The organism is Paenibacillus sp. MER 180 (assembly GCF_023713665.1).
Lineage (GTDB): Bacteria > Bacillota > Bacilli > Paenibacillales > Paenibacillaceae > Paenibacillus_B > Paenibacillus_B suaedae.
In genome coordinates, this window is record NZ_JAMAVT010000015.1 from 108,101 (window position 1) to 128,414 (window position 20,314).

At 45.0% G+C, this 20,314-nt stretch carries 14 protein-coding genes and 1 other annotated feature; of the genes, 12 read left to right on the top strand and 2 right to left on the bottom strand.

Annotation, left to right across the window (positions count from 1 at the left end; genetic code table 11):
* Window positions 1–435: 435 nt before the first annotated feature.
* Window positions 436–660: a binding site (T-box leader), on the top strand.
* 115 nt (window positions 661–775) lie between these two features.
* From tyrS to M3661_RS22290, 7 genes are all read left to right on the top strand, one after another.
* Complete coding sequence (gene tyrS, locus M3661_RS22260; RefSeq protein ID WP_142545788.1) at window positions 776–2,038, top strand: tyrosine--tRNA ligase; 1,263 nt, start codon at window positions 776–778, stop codon at window positions 2,036–2,038.
* Between the two features lie 80 nt (window positions 2,039–2,118).
* Window positions 2,119–2,799, top strand: a complete 681-nt coding sequence (locus tag M3661_RS22265) for a protein rep (RefSeq protein WP_065291367.1) — start codon at window positions 2,119–2,121, stop codon at window positions 2,797–2,799.
* Window positions 2,800–3,870: 1,071 nt separating this feature from the next.
* The gene (gene tyrP / locus M3661_RS22270; protein ID WP_065291368.1) at window positions 3,871–5,280 is read left to right on the top strand and encodes a tyrosine-tyramine antiporter; all 1,410 of its coding nucleotides are present in this window, start codon (window positions 3,871–3,873) and stop codon (window positions 5,278–5,280) included.
* A 74-nt stretch (window positions 5,281–5,354) separates the two neighbouring features.
* Complete coding sequence (tdc, locus tag M3661_RS22275; protein WP_251488681.1) at window positions 5,355–7,226, top strand: tyrosine decarboxylase; 1,872 nt, start codon at window positions 5,355–5,357, stop codon at window positions 7,224–7,226.
* A 77-nt stretch (window positions 7,227–7,303) separates the two neighbouring features.
* The gene (pdxK, locus tag M3661_RS22280) at window positions 7,304–8,131 is read left to right on the top strand and encodes a pyridoxine/pyridoxal/pyridoxamine kinase (RefSeq protein ID WP_065291370.1); all 828 of its coding nucleotides are present in this window, start codon (window positions 7,304–7,306) and stop codon (window positions 8,129–8,131) included.
* 84 nt (window positions 8,132–8,215) lie between these two features.
* Window positions 8,216–9,601 (top strand): Na+/H+ antiporter NhaC, encoded by a 1,386-nt coding sequence (gene nhaC / locus M3661_RS22285; protein ID WP_065291371.1) that lies wholly within the window; start codon window positions 8,216–8,218, stop codon window positions 9,599–9,601.
* Between the two features lie 247 nt (window positions 9,602–9,848).
* Window positions 9,849–10,163 carry a YerC/YecD family TrpR-related protein gene (locus M3661_RS22290; RefSeq protein ID WP_065291372.1) on the top strand — a complete coding sequence of 105 codons (315 nt, stop codon included), beginning with the start codon at window positions 9,849–9,851 and terminating at the stop codon, window positions 10,161–10,163.
* A 223-nt stretch (window positions 10,164–10,386) separates the two neighbouring features.
* Here the strand turns inward: M3661_RS22290 and M3661_RS22295 are convergent, their stop codons facing one another.
* The gene (locus M3661_RS22295; RefSeq protein ID WP_005543954.1) at window positions 10,387–10,491 is read right to left on the bottom strand and encodes a DUF6254 family protein; all 105 of its coding nucleotides are present in this window, start codon (window positions 10,489–10,491) and stop codon (window positions 10,387–10,389) included.
* A 275-nt stretch (window positions 10,492–10,766) separates the two neighbouring features.
* Here M3661_RS22295 and M3661_RS22300 point away from each other — a divergent pair, with 275 nt between their 5' ends.
* Together M3661_RS22300 and M3661_RS22305 are read left to right on the top strand one after the other, a co-directional pair.
* Window positions 10,767–12,452 carry an alpha/beta hydrolase family protein gene (locus M3661_RS22300; protein ID WP_251488684.1) on the top strand — a complete coding sequence of 562 codons (1,686 nt, stop codon included), beginning with the start codon at window positions 10,767–10,769 and terminating at the stop codon, window positions 12,450–12,452.
* Window positions 12,453–12,601: 149 nt separating this feature from the next.
* The gene (locus tag M3661_RS22305; RefSeq protein ID WP_251488687.1) at window positions 12,602–13,627 is read left to right on the top strand and encodes an alpha/beta hydrolase; all 1,026 of its coding nucleotides are present in this window, start codon (window positions 12,602–12,604) and stop codon (window positions 13,625–13,627) included.
* A 62-nt stretch (window positions 13,628–13,689) separates the two neighbouring features.
* Here M3661_RS22305 and M3661_RS22310 read toward each other — a convergent pair whose 3' ends face one another.
* Window positions 13,690–15,429, bottom strand: coding sequence for an ABC transporter substrate-binding protein (locus tag M3661_RS22310; RefSeq protein ID WP_251488688.1), 1,740 nt, complete (start codon window positions 15,427–15,429; stop codon window positions 13,690–13,692).
* Window positions 15,430–15,562: 133 nt separating this feature from the next.
* Here M3661_RS22310 and M3661_RS22315 point away from each other — a divergent pair, with 133 nt between their 5' ends.
* From M3661_RS22315 to M3661_RS22325, 3 genes are all read left to right on the top strand, one after another.
* Window positions 15,563–16,093 (top strand): GNAT family N-acetyltransferase, encoded by a 531-nt coding sequence (locus tag M3661_RS22315; RefSeq protein ID WP_251488691.1) that lies wholly within the window; start codon window positions 15,563–15,565, stop codon window positions 16,091–16,093.
* Between the two features lie 156 nt (window positions 16,094–16,249).
* Window positions 16,250–18,046: a flavocytochrome c gene (locus tag M3661_RS22320; RefSeq protein ID WP_251488695.1), complete on the top strand. Its 1,797-nt coding sequence runs from the start codon at window positions 16,250–16,252 to the stop codon at window positions 18,044–18,046.
* Between the two features lie 183 nt (window positions 18,047–18,229).
* Window positions 18,230–20,056 (top strand): adenine deaminase, encoded by a 1,827-nt coding sequence (locus M3661_RS22325; RefSeq protein WP_251488698.1) that lies wholly within the window; start codon window positions 18,230–18,232, stop codon window positions 20,054–20,056.
* Window positions 20,057–20,314: the final 258 nt, after the last annotated feature.

A 20,314-nucleotide genomic window follows, 5' to 3' on the forward strand; every position in this document is an offset into this window, starting at 1 on the left:
GATTGTTTCTATGAAGAATCAATCTCAATCCTACTTCCCTTACTATGTCAACTTGATACAGAGTCCATTTTTTTCTCCGCATTTGGTTTTGCTGCTATGATCTATCTTCATAAACACAGGGTGGTCAATAGTTGTCGTAGCTATCCTCAAGTACACACATTTTAACTCGTTGTGCCGATAGTTAATCAAATACCAATCCCAGCCCATGAGCAAATCAAACCTATTGTATCAAGACCTTGTTGTGGGCTTAATGGAAGATTTGAACGTTGATCCAGCTGTATAGAACATACCGTTTAAGTTATACTAATTGCGAACGGACAGTAGCAGAGGCGTAAAAGATCCCCGATTCCGAACTTCTTCAATTTTTAAAATTTCAAAAAAATGGTGTTGACAGACGGTTTAATAAGTTCTAAGATTGTCAGTAATCTAATATTGAATAACCCGATGAAAGAGCGAAGTAGCAATGTTGTCACTGTTCTCAGAAAGCCAGGGGTTGATGCGACCTGGTACACACAATGAATTGCGAATTACACTCTGGAGGTTCTTAGGTAACGCTAAGCGGATTGGCAATCGATATCATTGCCGAGAGTGGTATGAATAGTGGCTGCAGCACTGTTCATGCAAGCTGGGTGGTAACACGGTTAATTAATCGTCCCTATGTCTACAATAGACAAGGAGACGATTTTTTTGTATTTCTAAACCTATAAGGTAGCGTTTTGAACTTACATTCCCAATTATCAAATATAAATTCACACCAAGGAGCTGAATCACAATGATGAACATTATCGACGAATTGGAATGGCGCGGTGCCATTAATCAACAGACAGATGCTGAAGGTTTGCGTAAATTAACAAGCGAGAAATCGATATCATTATACTGTGGTGTTGACCCTACTGGGGACAGCATGCATATCGGACACTTGATTCCATTCATGATGCTGAAGAGATTCCAGCTTGCAGGACACCGTCCGGTAATCTTGATTGGTGGAGCAACAGGGACAATCGGCGATCCAAGCGGCCGTACAACAGAGCGTACGCTGCAAACGATGGATCAAGTCCAAAATAACGTAGATGCATTGACTGCGCAAATGAAGAAGCTGTTCTTGAACGAAGGCGACACTGGCCTGCGCATGGTGAACAACTACGATTGGACTCATAACGTAACAATTCTTGATTTCCTTCGCGACTACGGGAAGAACTTCAGCGTCAACACGATGCTGGCGAAAGATATCGTAGCAAGCCGTCTCGATACGGGGATCTCCTTCACTGAGTTCTCGTACCAGATTCTTCAGTCGATGGACTTCCATCACTTGTTCGTTAATGAAGACGTACAACTGCAAATCGGCGGCGCGGATCAATGGGGAAACATTACAAGCGGCCTTGACTTGATTCGCAAAAAAGAAGGATCAGAAGCTAAAGCATTTGGTTTGACAATTCCATTGATGCTCAAAGCAGATGGTACGAAATTCGGTAAAACTGCTGGCGGTGCAATCTGGCTCGATCCGAACAAAACGACTCCATTCGAGTTCTACCAGTTCTGGGCAAACACAGATGACCGTGACGTAATTAGATACCTGAAATTCTTCACATTCTTAACGCAAGAGCAAATCAAGGCGTTAGAAGAGAAAGTACAAACAGAGCCGCATAAACGTGAAGCTCAACGTGTACTTGCTGAAGAAATGACCAAATTCGTTCATAGCGAAGAAGCATTGGTACAAGCTCAGAAAATTACAGCTGCCTTGTTCAGCGGAGATATCAAAGCGCTGACTGCAGATGAAATCGAGCAAGGCTTCAAAGATATGCCTACATTCCATGCTTCTAAGGAAGAGAAAAACATTGTAGACTGGCTCGTTGATCTTGGTATCGAACCATCCAAGCGTCAAGCACGTGAAGATATTGCGAACGGTGCAATTTCGATGAATGGAGAAAAAGTAACGGATCTGGAAATGACAGTTACTGTGGACAATTCCTTCGATGGCCGCTTCATTATTATCCGTAAAGGGAAAAAGAGCTACAGCCTCGTGAAATTGGGAGAATAGCTGCTCATGAAATTTGGAGAATAGCTGCTACAGCTATTCTCTTTCCTTTATCTCCTTTAGTTAGGGGGCAGGATAACCAAATGCCAGAATCGTGGAAAAAATCGCTGCAAAGTGCTTTACTGAATCATCGCATTATATCGGCTATCAATCAGGACATGCAAGTCAATTGGCTTATGCTCGATCTCGGGATTGCCGAAGTGGCTCTCGATCAACTGAATGAAGAACTTGACCGTATGCTAATTGCGTTCAATCGATTATGCAAGTATAAACAGGTAAAGCAGATATCGCTAGGCTGCTTTCGAATGTTGGATATTATACGAAATGAAGAGAGTTGCCAGCCTAAGCTACATATTCTGCTTCCAACAATTAAGAGTTATTTTCAAGGCAGGTATTATATTAAGGCAGAGTCGTGGTTGTCTCTATGGTGCAGAGCCTTGGATAAAGAATCTGTAGACCATGTGACCGTGAACGTGAAGGTTGTGAACCCAAAGGGCGATCAGCAGGCGACTGTTCAAAAGATGGACGAAGGCTTGGACAAGCTTGTAGTGAATAGGGGACAACGAAGGTTGGAGAGTAGTGAGCCAAGTACCCTACTCCCTTCTCGCAGATTAATCGGATACAGCAGAGTGATGAAGGAATATATGGAGAAGTTGAAGCCTGATCCTGTATATGATTTGAGCGAGTACCGAACAGAAGATGTCGTAGCGAACGCTGCATTCGAAATCATGCTCGATTGGTATCCTGGGATACGGCTCAAATAGATCATCATCCTAAGAAATAGAGTCATCATTTAATTTATATAGATGATAGAAGTTTGAAGGACTGGATTGAGACAAAATCCAGTCCTTTCTTTGTACGGAACGTCACCAATGAATGCTGCTTGGTTCAAAAAAGTGGGAGCTGAAGAGAAATTATACACTTTCTGATGCAGATTGAGCGCATTAATCTATAAAGGCCATAAAAAGATCAAAAATTGAAATGTTTGGCTATGATATATTTCACAATTAAAATATGAGGATTATCATAGGAAGATAAGAAAGGGTACACGTTTTGATATAAGAAATAGCCGATTTCAATATAATTACTTACCAAATTAATCCTCTTCATTTGTATCTGCGTACTTCAAGCATTTGAGTGGAATTTGATAAAAAATAGAAATAGAGAGGGAATTATCTATTTCTGAGAGGTTTCCCTTACTCCAGCAAACCGGTAAACATATTCCCCAGCATGTATAAGTATTCCCTTTTGTATTTTCTTCACTCTTTGTTCCCCAATCCAGTTTTGCCCTCAATTACGTTCAACCTTAGGGAATAAGAACAACTTCCCCAACGCATGATAGTGATATCTTCTAGTAGGCAACCAATCCCCATGTGTGCTTTTATTTCATGATTGAAAGGATGTGTGTTCAATATCAATAAATAAATGATAGAGAAGATGAATTGATGTATATATAAAAATACTATTTACCGCATTTATATTCACTATTTCACCCTGGAAATGCTTTTACCTATAGAAGCGAAAAACCTTTAAAGCCTTCATCGAATTGCTGGAAAAAGCTTTAAAGTATCTGCTAACAAGATTCTGGAAAATGACGAAAAAACCTTATGTGACAAGGTGTTGAATCGAATTGACAGAACAAAAAAATGAGGCGTATACTGACGGTGCAAGTTAATCGATTAACAAAACTATATAAATAATTTCATATGATCAAGGGGTGAGCTCGAAGCGTTTCAATTGCATTCCTATAGTTTCAATTCATACCTTATTCATTGATTTGAATAATTTAGGAAGATTGAAAAGGTTAGACAACTGAGAGAAAGAAGGATAGATCAATGGCCAATTCAAAAAAGTTGACGCTATTCGGGTTAATTGGGATTACGATGGCGTTCTTCGGTACTGTTCGTAGTGTGCCGACACTTGCCGCCACCGGCTGGACTCAAATCTTTTATATGTTGGTTGCAGCCGTATTGTTCGCCTTGCCAATCGCGTTGATGTCAGCCGAGCTGTCAACAGGGTTCCCTGAAGAGGGCGGACCGCAAGTATGGGTTAAAAACGCTTTAGGCGAGAAATGGGGCTTCGTTACCTCATGGCTCTTATGGGTACAAATGTTCTTCGGGATGGTAATGGTCGCATCCACAGTAGGGGTTCTATTCGGATACGTCATTAATGTTCCCGATTTATCATCAAACAATTACTTCATATTCGCAGTTATCCTGATTTCATATTGGGGCGTTACATTATTGAACTTGAAGTTCGATATGGTCAAAATTGCAGGTAACTGGGGCGCAATTATCGGGGTATATATCCCATTCGTTATTCTCGTAATCCTGGGTATTATGTACATGATCAAAAATGGCATTAACCCACAAGGTTACTTGGCTGACTTCAAAGCAAGCAATTTGTTGCCGAATCTAAGCGATTTGGGAAGCTTGGCATTCTTGTCCGGTATCATCTTTATCTTCGCTGGTGTAGAGATCTCCTCTGTACATGCGAATAACATCGAAAATCCGAAACGCAACTATCCGATTGCAGTTATCGCTTCCGTTATCTTGCTGGTTATTTTCAACCTGATTGCAGGTCTTACTGTAGCAAACGGTGTTCCAATGGGGAAAATGGAGCTTGCGAACATTACGCAGCCTTACCTGATCTTCTGTGAAGACTTAGGCATTCCATCAATTTTCGTTAATATTATCTCGGCAATGATTTTGATCGGTGTACTCGTTCAGCTTAGTGCATGGGTACTTGGACCAAGTAAATCGATGATCAAGGTCGCAGAAGATGGTAACTTGCCGCCATTCTTCCAAAAGAGAAATGGAAAAGGTATTCCAATTTCGTTCGTATTGATTCAAGCGATTGTTATCTCGTTAGTTTCCGTTCTTTATATCGTAGTACCTGACGTAAACAGTGCGTTCTTGATTATCACAATTACAACGACAATTCTCTATTGTCTCGTATATGCTTTTATCGCAATTTCAGCAATTCGTCTTCGTTACAAAATGCCTGAAGTCGAAAGACCATTCCGACTTGGCAGCAAAGGCAATGGCTTGATGTGGTTCGTAGCTTTGCTGGCCTTGTTGAGCGTAGGCATAACATTGGTTGTTAGCTTGATTCCACCATCTATTCTCGAACCAAGCCAAACAACGGGTTATATCATATATCAAGTAGGCGCAACAATTGTTATGGTGGGCATCGCCCTTATCATATATAAATTCAAGAAGCCAAGCTGGAAAAAGAGTGAATAGTTTCACAAATTAAGTGCTTCATCAATTCGTTTCATCACATTCAATTCATTTATACATCACGGGAGGAATAGAACATGAACTATCAAATTCCGGAAATTAACTTGAAAGCATTATTCCTTGGTTCTAAAGGCGAGAACGTTAATCTCTTCAAAGAAGTATTGAATAAAATTGTGGACGAGCATGTTGGCTGGAGACAAAACTATCAACCGCAAGATTTGCCAGTCATCTCTCCTTTCGATAAGAGCTCTGAGAGCTTCCGAGATACTGCAGACCATATGCGCAGCGTATTCGATCAATTGTCTTCCAAGCTTCGTTCCGAATCCTTGCCATGGCATACAGCAGGACGTTTCTGGGGTCATATGAACTCGGAAACATTGATGCCAGCAATTATTGCTTATACAGCAGCAATGCTGTGGAACGGTAACAACGTAGCTTATGAATCTTCTCCAGGTACATCCCAGATGGAAGAAGAAGTTGGACATGAATTGTGCAAAATGATGAGCTATCGCGAAGGACATAGCTGGGGCCACATTTGTGCTGATGGTTCCATCGCGAACTTGGAAGGTCTCTGGTATGCACGTAACATCAAGTCCTTGCCGCTTGCGATTAAAGAAGTTGCGCCTGAGCATGTAGAAGGCAAATCCGAATGGGAATTGCTCAACATGTCTACGCAAGAAATCATGGACATCATGGACAAAGTTCAAGATCAATTGGACGACATCAAAGCAAAATCCGCACGCAGCGGTCGTTATTTGGACAAGCTTGGTAAATGGCTGATTCCGCAAACAAAACACTATTCCTGGTTGAAAGCAGCCGACATTATCGGTATCGGCTTGGATGCTGTTGAAGCAGTCGATGTAGACAGCAGCTATCATATGGATATTGAGAAGCTGGAAACACGCATTCGTGAATTGGCAGCAGAAAATACGCCAATCCTTGGGGTTGTCGGCGTAGTCGGCAGTACAGAAGAAGGTCAAATCGACCATATTCATAAAATCGTTGCTCTTCGTGAAAAATTGGCGAAAGAAGGCATCTACTTCTATATCCATGTCGATGCAGCTTACGGCGGCTATGCACGCTCCATCTTCTTGGATGAAAATGATCAATTTATCGAATACAACAAAATTAATGAAGTATTCAAGAAACACAATATCTTCACTGATATGAGCTTGAAGGACGAATGGCTTACAGAAGATGTATATGAAGCCTTCAAAGCAATGAGCAAAGTTGAATCCATTACAATTGACCCGCACAAAATGGGCTATATCCCTTACTCTGCAGGTGCAATCGTTATTCAAGATATCAGAATGCGCGACGCGATCTCTTACTTCGCAACATACGTATTCGAGAAGGGTGCAGATATCCCAGCATTGCTTGGTGCGTATATTCTCGAAGGTTCCAAAGCAGGTGCAACAGCAGCGGCTGTATGGACAGCACACAAAGTATTGCCACTCAACGTTACAGGCTTTGGTAAATTGATGGGTGCGAGCATCGAAGGGGCTTACCGCTTCTACAACTTCTTGAAGGAAAGAACATTCAACGTTAATGGCAAAGTGATTAAACTTCATCCATTGACTAAACCAGACTTCAACATGGTTGACTATGTATTTAACGAAGAAGGCAACACAGACTTGGAGAAAATGAACAAGTTGAACCATGACTTCTTCGACTATGCTTCCTATGTGAAGGGCGGATTGTACAGCAACGAATTCATTACATCTCATACAGACTTCGCAATTCCTGACTATGGCAACAGCCCATTGGAATTCGTCAACAGTCTTGGATTTAGCAGAGAAGAATGGGATCGTGCAGGTAAGGTTACAATCCTTCGTGCTTGTGCATTGTCTCCATATGCTCATGACAAAGACGTATTCGAAGAATATGCGCTTAAGATTGAGAAAGCAATGCAAGACAAGCTTGAAAAAATCTACATGTACGAAATGTAAGATTCACATTAATAAAAATGGGATGCGTAACAATCTTCGGTTGTTGCGCATTCCTCTTTATCCAAGGGGTGCCGGATATGACAAACATCAAGAAGGTATTAACAGTTGCTGGCTCAGATTCAAGCGGCGGCGCAGGATTGCAGGCGGATCTGAAGACTTTTGAAGAATATGGAACATTTGGCTTCTCGTCCATTACTTCCATCGTAACCATGGATCCGGATAACAACTGGCATCATGCCGTATATCCGATTGATCCTGAACTTGTTCGCAATCAGATTAAAACTGTACTATCTGGGGGCAAACTAGATGCGATGAAGACAGGCATGCTCGGCTCCATTCCTGTCATCGAGCTGCTTAGAGAAGTTATTGATCAGCACGACATCACGAATGTCGTCATCGACCCTGTTATGGTGTGCAAAGGCGAGGATGAAGTTGTTCAACCGGAAAACGGCGAAGCCATTCGAGAGCTTCTGCTTCCTAAAGCAACAGTTGTGACACCGAACTTGTTCGAAGCGGGGCAGCTTGCGGGAATTCGCAAAGTCAGCACGCTAGAGGATATGAAGGAAGCTGCAGCCAAGATCCATGAGCTTGGAGCACAGAACGTAGTCATTAAGGGTGGCAAGACATTGGAAGATCAGAAAGCCATTGATCTCCTGTTCGATGGTCGATCATTCACGATGTTCGAAGCTGAGAAGTTGGATACGAATCATAATCATGGTGCAGGGTGTACATTTGCGGCGGCTATCGCTGCGGGTCTTGCGAAGGGGATGTCGGTCAAGGATGCGGTAGCTGCAGCGAAGCAATTCGTCACAGCAGGCATTGGAGGCGGATTCGCGCTTAATCAATTTGTAGGACCTGTATGGCATGGTGCGTATAATAAGGCTGAACAACGCATGAATCGCTAAGACAGCATAGGATATGTCCAATCTATAGACCCCATTTTGCGAGCGCAGCATTGCAATAGATGGTCATGAAGGAGTTCGGCTTATATGAAGAAAGAAGAGGTTACACTGAAAGAAAGCCTATTTCTTTTAGTTGTTTTATTAGCCATTATAGGAGCTTGTATTATCGGCTTAAGCATGGATCCACAAATTCCGATACTATTCTCCTTGGGGATTATTATCGTCTTCGCTAAAATAAAGGGCATATCTTGGGATCGCGTTCACAAAGGAATATCGAACGGCATTACGCCCGGGTTAATCCCTATTCTCATCTTTATGCTAATTGGAGCCTTAATCAGCGTGTGGATTGCAGCAGGAACAATTCCGACGATCATGGTTTATGGCTTTGGCATCTTGTCCGCAAAATATTTTTTGCCTTCTGTCTTTGTCATTTGTGCAGTCGTGGGAATTACAGTAGGAAGCTCATTTACAACTATCTCAACCGTAGGTATTGCCTTCTTCGGAATGGGTCAGATCATGGGATATCATCCCGCCATTACGACCGGGGCAATCATTTCAGGCGCATTCTTAGGGAACAACGTCTCGCCATTATCGGATACGACGAACTTGGCATCCGCCATTGGTGAAGTCGATTTATTCGATCACATTCGTTATATGATGCGTGTCGTCATTCCCGCCTTTCTGATCTCACTTCTCTTCTTTGGAGTTGTAGGGCATGCGAAGGTGCTGACGACAGGCGAACAGATTAACGAACTCGTTCAGACCTTGAATTCGTCATTTACCGTATCTGCATGGACCTTGATTCCGGTATTAGTGCTCTTCCTATGTGCATGGCGTAAAATTCCGGCCATTCCGACTTTGCTGCTAAGCATCGTCTTTACCATCGGAGTTCTGTTTATTTATCATCCAGACACAAGCTTGGCAAGCCTGTCTAAGCTGATGCAGGATGGTTACGTTGCGCACACAGGCGTTGAGAGCGTGGACAAGCTGTTGTCTCGCGGCGGTATCCAGAGCATGATGTGGTCTGTATCCCTTATTTTGCTTGCATTATCATTAGGCGGGCTGTTGGTAGAAATGAACATCATCAAAACGATTATTTCTCGCATCTCTTCATTTGTTAGCACAAAAGGAAAGCTGATTCTGATGACGGCGCTAAGCTCTATGGGGATTAACCTTCTCCTTGGAGAGCAGTACTTGTCCATTATTTTACCGGGAGAAGCGTTCAAGTCTCAGTATGATGCGATTGATGTGGGACGCAAGGAAATGACGAGAATACTCGCCAATGGCGGAGCAGCTTTTAATGCGCTAATTCCTTGGGGCGTCAGTGGGGTATTTATTACAGGGACACTCGGCGTATCGACACTTGAATATTTGCCGTTCGCTATTTTCTGTATTGTGGCACCGCTTCTCAACATTTTGTACGGTTTCTTGGGAAAATCTACGAAAGCTTCCAAAGCTTCCAAAGCAGCATAATCGCAAACGATAAGAAGAAAAGTTGGTGCATAGAGCCAGCTTTTTTTCTATGGAAGGTGCTGCTCTTCTTATGAAATATGTGGTATTAATTACTAATGAAAAATAATGCTATAATATGTTATACCTATTTCAGATACTTGGAGAAAAAAATCACATAACTGGATATGTCATATGAATGACCTTCTAATCCCACCTTCAACATGATGAGATTGGAAATCAGCCAGTCAGTACTCAAGGAGGTAGACATATGTTAATAGAAGAGCTGCAGGGGAAAGCGTTAGATGAATTTTTCCAAGGGATTTTATCTTTGGAGACGATTGAAGAGTGCTATGCTTTCTTTGATGATTTGTGCACAGTAAATGAAATTAAGACGATGGTTCAGCGTTTCCAGGTTGCGAAGATGCTGCACAACCATAACACATACAGTGAGATTGAAGCTGAGGCGAATGCAAGCACGGCTACCATTTCCCGCGTTAAGCGATCCTTGAATCATGGCAACCACAGCTATGAATTCGTATTCGCACGTATGAAAGAACAATCAGAGAACAATCCAGAGAAGTAAGTTTCCAATCTTCAGACTTTGCGTACGATGTATCTGCGATCTGCGTACAATGAATACCTCTCCATGCAAGCTTATGCACCTAGAAGGAAAATCAGCCTTCAAATCAATTAATTCTTTGTGAAACGATACAATTTTCATACCATTAGGGAGAAGGAGGGGGACTAAGCTTCGCTGCATCATTACGAGATAAGCGAAATGCCCAAGTCGCCCCTTATCATGCATGTTACTCCTCAACAAGCTCCTTGAATGATTTCACCTTGCCATGCGCATGCGGTGTTTGCTTGCGGATTTTATCGGCGTTTTCCCGGCGATGTTTTGGAATGGACATGGATGATAGCCTCCTCTTGAAATGAGCCCAATAAGGCATAGTAAGTTTGCGGCTGGATAGATGCAAGCATCTGTCTAGCCGTGCTGCACTCGGTTCAATCGTGAACCGAATGTGTTGTTAATATGAGCTGGATTCATAGCGACTATCCCCGCCAATGTTAGGGGGAGAGGGGTTATGGATTCTTTTGACATGGAATTGGGTGTTGTGATATCTTTTATTTAGACATTTATCTAAATGTCTAATGGGTTCTAATTCTGTGGCCGGGAGGATTCCAATTGAATAAATCAGCTTGGAAATGGATGATGGCAGCATGCTTGCTGCTCGGGAGCGCAGTCCCAACTGCATTTGCAGAGGAGACGAAGCAGGAAGCGGCATCAGAAAAGAAGGAAGCTGCTAGCAAGGTGCAACTGCGGCAAGCGGCGAACGCAATTGGAGCTTATGTAAAGTGGGATCAGAGTACGAAAGAAGCAACGGTTACTTATGGGGATCGTGTATGGATCGTACGCAGCGGATCTGTTGAATCGACGATTAGCGGCCAACCGTTGAAGCTGACTGCAGCACCTAGAGTGGAGCAAGGAACTCTGGTTGTACCTTGGAACGATCTGTGTGAAGCCTTGCACATTCAAGCGAAATGGGTAAATGGGAAAGTGGAAGCAGAAATGTCGGACTGGAAGACGCGTGCGTCTCAATTTGTCATGCAATTCGCAGCAGCTGCTGACCGTCCGGAAATGGTGGAGCAGATCCAATCTTCTCTGACTCCGGCACTCAAGAAAGCGGGTCACGTGTACCCGATCGGCATGTTTGCCAAGCAAATTACGACGATGTTCGGACAACCAACCCAATTGATCCAAGTCACGCAAACTGAAAATGATGTGCATCGTAATGCTGCCGTCTCATTCAAGACTGATAAAGGCTCGGTATTATCCGTGGTGCTCCGTTATGCTAAGGACGGCTTGGTGGATGATATGTATTTCAATTTCGTACCCCAAGGTCAATATCAAGCCCCATCCTATGATGATAAGGATGCTTATAGAGAAGAGTCGATCGTAATCGGAGAAGGGGAATTCAAGCTGCCGGGCACACTGACAGTGCCAGCGTCAGGAGACGGGAATTATCCGGTTCTGGTGCTTGTACATGGATCGGGTGCGAATGATCGAGATGAATCGATCGGCAGCAGCAAGATGTTCCGTGACCTGTCCGTCGGCCTTGCCAAGCAGGGGATTGCAACGATTCGTTATGAGAAGCGGACGCGTGAATATTCGTATCAGTCCACCGCAGTTCCACGCTTTACGGTGAAGGAAGAGACGATAGATGATGCCCTTCATGCGGTTGCATGGGCGGCCCAAGACAAGCGGCTGAACAAGCAGCAGATCTTTGTGCTTGGCCACAGTCAAGGCGGAATGCTCGTGCCTAGAATTCTTGCTCAGGATACTGCGAAGGCAATTCGGGGAGCTGTAGTTGCAGCAGGGCCATCTGGCCCGCTTGAGGATCTCATGCTGACGCAATTCGAAGGCCAATTGGCTCGTGCGAAGGAGTCGAAGCTCCCAGAGCAGGCAATTGCTCAATTGGAAGCACAAGTAGCAGCTTGGAAGCAGTCCCTTCAAATCATAAAAAATAAAGAATATACAGTCGACAACTACCCGGCAAATCTGCCAATCGGCACACCTTCTTGGTGGTTTGATTTCCGCGACTATTATGGCGGAGACATTGCGAAGACTCAGCAAGTTCCAATGTTCCTCATCCAAGGGGACAATGATGTCCAAGTGGGCAAGGAGCATTTAGACGGCTGGAAGAAGGCGCTGTCGGCTCGTACCAATGTCGCATACAAGCTGTATCCGAAGCTGAACCATGTTTTTGTACCGTATGATAAACCATCGACCGGAGAAGAATATAAGCTGCCGGGCAACGTACCGCTTGATGTTATTACTGACATGGCGAAATGGATAAAAACTCAATCTTAATGATATCGTTGCCGTTATACACGTCAATGTAGCATTGGCTTATAACCAAGAGCGTGATAGTCTAGATAGCTAGGCTATGCGCTCTTTGTGATTTTTGAGTGGAATGATTTATGCGTTATAATGGATAAATAGACAAAGGGGGGCTGGTCATGCGACGTACGAAAAAACCGCGAAAACGCAGAATCTGGCTTCTGATCTCCCTTATTCTCATAATTTTGATTCCCTACATATTGGTGAACAGCACACCTGCATTAACGGCGCTGTTTGTAAGAAAACTATTTGAGACTCCAATCGCGACCCAGCCAGCAGGGTACGCATCGTATAGCAGCCAAGTGCAGGTTCAGCATGATTTGACCTATCCATCGAGGTATAAGGACAACCAATTCGATATATACTTGCCACAATCATCAAGCGCCGAAGAAGCGAAATCCTATCCGACTATTATCTGGGTGCATGGCGGTGCGTATGTTGGAGGGGATAAGAAGGATCTTGCGATTTTTTCCACCATGTTAGCAAGTCAAGGTTATGTGGTATTGGCGATGAATTATGAGCGCGCACCAGAAGCCAAATATCCAACACCTATTTTGCAGTTGGATGAATGTTATCAATATGTGAAGGCGAATCCAGATCGCTTCCCAATTGATACGAATCGGCTGTTCTTTGCCGGAGATTCGGCAGGAGCACAGATTGCCAGCAATTATACTGCCATTCAGACGAACTCAGATTTAGCACGTCAAATGGGTATGGAGCAAGCAGTGCCACGAGGCACAATAAAGGGAATGCTGCTGTATTGCGGCCCATTCGATCTTCAACTGTTCCACAGTACGAAGTATTCGCTGCCTGTGCAATTTTTCTTGAATCAAGTAGCTTGGAGCTACATCGGAGAGAAGAATTGGCATGAAGTGGAGAAGGTGAAATTAGCTTCGGTTGTGAACTTTGTGACGAAGGATTATCCGCCAACCTTTATTACCGATGGCAACAAAAATTCATTTGAGGAGCACGGAAGAGAGCTGGCTGCAAGGCTGGAGGCAGTGAATGTCCCGGTTCATTCGCTCTTTTTCGAGCAGAATGAGGCGATTACCGAGCATGAATTCCAATTTAAGTTAGATACCGAGTCTGGAATGAAGGCATTGGAGCAATCCTTGTCATTTTTGAGGCAATACGCAAGCAAATAAAAAAACAGGAGCATGTATGCACAAAATAAGACAATGCACACTGCGCTCCTGTTGGGTATATATTAATTTTTCAACGGTGGAGTCCATAATTTATACAGGTCAGCAAATCCAAATGAATCATATTGAACAGGCTGCAGCATAGGATGAATGGGGCGCACGTGCTGCGGATGATGCATGAAACCAATGCAGGCTTCATCAACTACGTATTGAACGATGCGATCAATTCGTCTTTCTCTCTCCTCCGCATTTTCATGCTGGAACAAAACGAATTGGGAATCAATCCATTCGAGCTGTTCATCGCACAAATAACGACGGAAAGCCAATGCATCGCTGCGGAAAGCAGCAAGCACTGACAGATGTGGATCAAGTGATGATACCTCACCGGACAGGATGATATCCATGTGCGGATCGTTCGTCGAATCATGGACATCGTTAAAGGAGTAGGGATGAAGTTCGATATGGATCCCGATACAGAGCGCCCTTTGTTGAATCCATCCTGCTTCCTCCCATGCCTCTGGGATATCCAGCATATATAACCGCAGCTTTTCGCCGCTATAGGAGCTGGAGGCTAGCCATCTTTTTGCGTCTGTTAGACTTTTCCTGATCAGTGTGCTTCTCCACGGGAAAAAATGAGAGGCTGGGATAAGCCCAGTTCTGCCTAACTCCTTCCACATGGTTTCCATGTCCAGCAATTCGTTCAACGCTTTCCGCAGCATGCGATCCCGCATGGTAGAAGAGTGCTTCGTATTAAACATAGCAAACCGATATCCAAGTTCCGAAAGGCGATCATATGCCGCATTGAAAGGAACTGTTCCAGTGCTAGGGATGTCATATTGGATCAGATGTGCCCGTTCCGGGGGCATTTGCCAACAATGGATCTCATCCATATAAGCGCGCTCGCGAAAATGCGAATCAAATGCATGCAGTACAACTCGATTCTGCTGGCAGGATACAATTCGATATGGCCCTGTGCCGATAAAGAAGCTGTCCGTATTCTCACCATCTTCGGGGAGGATGATCATCGGTGTTGATGCCAGATAGCGTCCAAACAAAGGATTCGAGCGATGTAGTATAATCCGAGCCATGAATGGCGAAGGACAATCTATAGATGCGATATCCCGGGCAAGCCATCGGTTGGGACAGGCTGATTGCATGAGCCTCTCCATGCTGAACTTGACGTCCCGACTCGTCAAAGCGCGATGGTGATGGAACCATACCTGCTTGCGCAAATATATCGTCCATGTTAGCCCCTGTTCATCGACCTCCCACCCAATAGCTAAATGAGGCACAAGCTCATTCTGATCAGCATCATAACGGAGCAGTGTATCCCCGATCAACGAGGCAAGCATTGAATCATAGGTGATCGATACAAACGCAGGATCAAGATTCGTTACCGGAAAGGTCGTAATTGCATGTAACACATCCTTGCCTAATGTTGTAGACTGCAGCCCCAACTGCTCTTGTATAGGCTTTTGCAAATCACCGATCCACTGCCTTGGAAAAGGAAGCTGAAGCACTTGAAGCAACTGCTCCATGTCCTGTTGCTGAAGACAGAGTTGGATGAAATCAAGCAGATCCTCATAAAAATACGTAACAAAGCAAATCTCGGATTGATTTCCTCTGCCGCGTCCGGGAATGTAAGTACAACCATACTCAGATACCAGCTTAAGTAGCTTTCGTTTAGCATTTTTCCGGCTGCAATGCCATACATTCTCCAGTTCTTGCAGCCGCAGCATTGCGGTATGCTCATGTTCACGCTCGTAGAGATAGGCGCGCAATGATAAATAATCCAGTTGAAGCAATTGACTCACCTCACTAAAAGGGGACATGTAAGCAAGAATTATACCCTTTTTTCCTCTTTTTGCAAGGCTGATAATAGGGATAAAGCAATTATTATTAGTTTTCTAAACAAGAGAGAAGCAGGGAGGCATTCCTATGTTCACAACACAAAGAATCCGATTGCGCAAAATGACGGAGCAGGATGCACAGGTGTATCATAGCTGGAGAAACGATGCAAGGGTGATGGAGACAACGAATCCGCATATGGATTTATATGCTCCTGGGGATACTGATGCTTTTGTTCGCACCGTTATACTTGGATCTTCGAGTTCGAAATCGTATATCATTGGTGACGCAGACACGGATACGCCCATCGGAATCATGTCGCTCATTTCAATCGATTACAAAAATCGCAATGCGGAGCTGATTATCGATATCGGAGAACCGAATTATTGGGGGAAAGGGTACGGTCAGGAAGCATTGCAGATTTTACTGTACTATGCCTTCAATGAGTTGAATTTGCATCGATTGTCCTTACGGGTGTTCGATTTTAACGAGAGAGCGATTAGGCTGTACTCGAAAATAGGCTTCAAGCAAGAGGGGGTTATAAAAGAGGCCTTATTCCGCAATGGAGCTTGGCACGATATTATCCATATGGGACTGCTGCAATCCGAGTACATGAAGTAAAGTCTACAGCGAAAATATGAAAATAAAAGATATACTAGGTGAAAGTGATAACTTTCACTTTTAACAATCAAAATATATGCTACTATTATCCATGTACGGTACATCTTTCGCATGCGCAGCGGATCACCAGTATATACAAACGAGGGGTATAACAACATGAAGAGCATTCGTAAGGCCGGAACTTGGCTGCTCATTTTATGTCTTATTGTAATGGTAGCAGCTTGTGGCAATGGAAGTAGCAAGGAATCGCAAGGAACCGCACAGCAGGAACAAGGAAAGACCATTACATCTGTCGGGGAAGGTGATGGCAAGCACGGTGCGATCAAGGTAGAGGTTACATTTGACAACAATGAAATTACGGACATTAAGGTACTCGAACAGAAGGAGAATGAAGTTCTGGCCGAGCCTGTATATAAACAATTGAAAGAAAATATGATCAGCACCAATACGGCTGAAGTAGATGCAATCAGCGGCTCCAGCATGACAAGCCATGGCTTCATTGATGCAGTCAAAGATGCTGTATCTAAAGCAGGAATTACGCTCATCGCGAAGAAGGCCGATTCCTCCAACAAATCCGAGGAGCCTGCGGAACAAACCTATGACATCGTTGTGGTTGGTGCAGGCGGAGCAGGATTCAGTGCGGCAATTGAAGCGAAGAAGGCAGGGGCTTCTGTCGTACTATTGGAGAAGATGCCAACCGTTGGCGGCAACACGTTGATTTCCGGCGGGGAAATGAATGCGGCGAACACATGGGTTCAACAGAAGCTTGGCATCAAAGATGATGTCGAATTGTTTATTAAGGATACACTAAAAGGCGGTGACAACGTCGGTGATCCTGAGATGGTGCGCGCGATGGCCGAAAATGCGACCAAGGCAGCAGAATGGCTGAAGGATGAAATCAAGGTTGAATTTTTGCCGGATCATCTCTTCCAATTCGGTGGACACTCCGTGAAGCGCGCGCTTATTCCACAGGGACATACAGGAGCAGAGCTGATTACGAAGCTGAAGAAGCATTTGGATGGGGCTGGCATTCCGCTGAAGACAGATACGAAAGTGGAAAAGCTGCTCACAGACAGCTCTGGCAAAGTAATCGGCGTAGAAGCAACAGGTGCTAAAGGAAGCAAGCTGACTTTCCATGCGAACAAGGGCGTTATCATTGCATCCGGCGGCTTTGGCTCCAACGTAGAAATGCGTAAGAAATATAATCCGGAGTATGACGAGAAATACATGACAACAGATGCTCCTGGCTCTACAGGCGACGGTATCGTGATGGCTCAGGATGTAGGGGCAGCATTAACGAACATGGACAGCATTCAGACGTATCCGGTCTGCGATCCAGTAACAGGTGTTATTTCGCTCGTAGCGGACAGCCGCTTCGATGGTGCAATTCTTGTGAACCAAAGCGGTAAGCGGTTTGTTGAAGAACTTGAACGCCGCGACGTAATTTCCAAGGCAATTTTGGCGCAAGAGGGAAAATACGCTTACCAGCTGTGGAACGAAGATATTGCGAATATTAGTAAGACGCACGAGGTGCATAAGGACGAATACGACGCACTCGTGAAAGAAGGCATGCTGTATAAAGCGGACACGCTTGAAGACGCTGCAAAGTTCTTCAACATCGATCCGGCTGCATTGAAGGCAACGATTGAGCGGGTCAACGGCTTCGCAAAAGCAGGAGACGATAAGGACTTCCATCATCGTGCTGGCCTGAAGGACATGAGCAAGGGCCCTTATTATATTGAAAAAGCAGTTCCATCCGTTCACCATACGATGGGTGGTGTGGTGATCAACAAGACGACTCAAGTATTGAATGAGAAGGGACAACCGATCCCAGGCTTGTTCGCAGCAGGTGAAGTAACAGGTGTCATCCACGGCAAGAACCGTCTCGGCGGCAACGCGGTTGCGGACGCCATTACATTCGGCCGTATTGCAGGACAACAGTCTGTGAAATAAAAGTTAGCCAGATGTGATTTAGGCAGATGTGATTATAGTGAAGCATGATTAACAAGCGTAAATGGAAGTAGGCCGCAGCATAGCTGCGGTCTTTTCTTGTAGAGAATATTTTCCCAATCACCTATAATGGGAGGATGGCATCATGTATAACCATATTTTTCTTACAAAGGAGACATCGACATAATGGGATCCGCATCACTCTTTGCAAGACCGCATCTAGCAGAATGCGTGCCTGACCTCGTAGCTACGGCAAGAGGAGATAAGAAAGCGACGCTTGTCATTCAGCATGCCAAGCTGGTCAATGTGACTTCTGGAGAAATATTGGACGATATGTTCATCGGCGTACAAGGTTCAAGGATTGCATTTGTAGGCAAGGATGCAAGTCATCTTATCGGAGACACGACGAAAGTTATTGATGCACAGGGCCGTTATGTAGCGCCCGGACTGCTTGACGGGCATTGCCATATTGAGAGCAGCCAGATTACGCCAACGCAATTTGCAAGAGCTGTATTGCCCAAAGGGACAACAGGCGGCTTTTTCGACGCGCATGAGATTACGAACGTTCTCGGACTTCCGGGATTGAAGCTTATGCTTGATGAAGCGAGAACGACTCCACTCGCCGCTTACATGCAGGTCGCTTCCTGCGTGCCTTCTACCGGCCCAGAGCTGGAGACGGCAGGCGCTTCGATTGGACCGGCCGAGGTAGCGGAAGCCTTTACGTGGGGCCCGGACATGATTGCCCTTGGCGAAGTCATGAACTTCCCGGGCGTCGTATTCGGCGATGACAAAATGATTGGGGAAATTCAAGCTGCCTTGCGCGCAGGCAGAGTAGCTGATGGACACTATACATGGCCTGTTCAAGACTGGCGATTGCCAGCATATGCCGCCAGCGGGATTACCGGTTGCCATGAAAGCGTGAATGCGGAGGATGTCATCGCACGCGTGCGGCTGGGCATGTATGCGAAAATGAGACGCGGTTCCGCATGGCATGACGTTGCGGAGTCAATCAAGGCCCATACTGAGCACAATATCGACACGCGCCGCATGATACTCGTCACCGACGATCGGAGTCCAGAGTCGCTAGTAGATGAAGGACATATGGATTTCGTTGTACGCCATGCGATTGCGCAGGGAGTGCGTCCTGTGACGGCATTCCAGATGGCAACCATTAATACGGCAGAACGATTTGGCGTGGCGCGGGATGTAGGTTCGATTACGCCGGGTTCGTTCGCGGACATGATTATGCTGGATGGTCATATTTCCGACGTGAATGTAATCATGACGATTACTGCCGGACAAGTAGTCGCCGAGCATGGTCAAATGGTCGTCGAACTTCCAGAGTTCCATTATCCCGAATCAGCGATTCGCTCCGTACACTTGGCTCGTCCGGTAAAGGCAGAAGACTTCGTGATTGAAGCACCGATTACGGGCGGTGTTGCAACCGCTCGTTCGATTCAAGTGAGGGAGAATCATGTGGACACGAAGGAATTGCTTGTGTCTGTGCAGGTTGAAGACGGAATCGCATCATTACGAGATCAAGCGGATTTATGTAAATTAGCCGTGATCGAGCGCCACCGTGGTACGGGCAAGCAGGCAGTAGGCTTCGTATCCGGTGTAGGGTTCCAGGAACCGGCTGCGTTGGCTTCGACGGTGGCACATGATTGTCATAATGTCATGGTCATCGGCAACTCCGACGAGCTTATGGCGAAAGCAGCGAATGTCGTTGCCGATATGCAGGGCGGTATCGTGCTCGTTACCGAGACGGAAATCGTAACTTTGCCGTTGCCCGTTGCTGGCCTTATGTCGAATGCGCCGTTCGAGCAAGTGGCGGAACAGTCGAAGGCAGTTAGCGAAGCCTTGAACAAGGCAGGCTGCACGATGAACTATGCGTTCATGACCTTATCGCTGCTTGCCCTCGTTGTCGTTCCCGAGCTCCGTCTGTCAGATATCGGTCTCATCAAAACGACGGAACAAGGTTTTGTTCAGGTGCCATTGTTCGTGGAGCAATAAAACAAGCATTCATCTTTATATACAGTCATTTCGGTCAGGCGTCTTTCCAACAGGAAAGCGCCTTTTTTATATAATCTTTTCTTATGAAATTAATGAATTAGAAAGGTGGAAACTGCATGCGTACGGGGGAATTTTTATGTTCTTACTCGATAATTCATTTGAGTATCAATTTGTTGGAAAGCCGCTTTTCATCGATCGTTCTGACAAATGGGGGAAACGAATCGATATCTCGTTTCGTATCGTACAAATGAGCAGCCT